Source organism: Mesorhizobium sp. M2A.F.Ca.ET.067.02.1.1 (assembly GCF_004023285.1).
GTDB lineage: Bacteria > Pseudomonadota > Alphaproteobacteria > Rhizobiales > Rhizobiaceae > Mesorhizobium.
Genome location: NZ_RZSB01001363.1, coordinates 1 through 592, shown reverse-complemented (window position 1 = coordinate 592; position 592 = coordinate 1). Strand labels below are relative to the sequence as shown.

At 64.2% G+C, this 592-nt stretch carries 1 pseudogene; it reads left to right on the top strand.

Annotated elements, in window-relative coordinates:
* A pseudogene (locus tag EOA28_RS37835) lies at positions 1-557 on the top strand (esterase-like activity of phytase family protein); the annotation flags it as partial.
* Positions 558-592 lie beyond the last annotated feature (35 nt).

Here is a 592-nt window from a genome sequence, read left to right as displayed (position 1 = left end):
AGGACGCCAAGGGCAAGACCAAGGTCGCCGCGCAGAGCGAGATCGTCGCGCTCTCCGACAAAAGCTTCCTGATGCTGGCGCGCGACCCGGGCAACGGCCAGGGCGTGAAGGGCGACGAGTCGGTCTATCGCAAGATCGAGATCGTCGACCTCTCCGCCGCGACCGACATCGCCAACGGTCCGTTCGACGCGGCCGACAAGCCGGTGGCGCCGAAGGGTGTGCTCGACCCGTCTGTGACGCCGGCCAAGCTCACCTCCTTCATCGACATCAACGACAAGGGCGAGCTTGGCCGCTTCGACCTGCACAATGGCGCGCCGAACGACAGGAACAACCTCTCGGAGAAGTGGGAGGCGATGTCGCTGGCCCCGGTGCTCGATCCAAAACTGCCCGACGACTATTTCCTGTTCGTCGCCAACGACAACGACTTTCTCACCCAGGACGGCTTCCAGGTCGGCGCGCCCTACAAAGCCGAGGACGCCGCCGATGTCGACACCACCTTCCTGGTCTATCAGGTCACCCTGCCTGGACTGTCTGGGAACAGCCTCGCCGCGAACTAGTTCTGCTTCAGCCGTATGCCGAGCGGGCATACGGC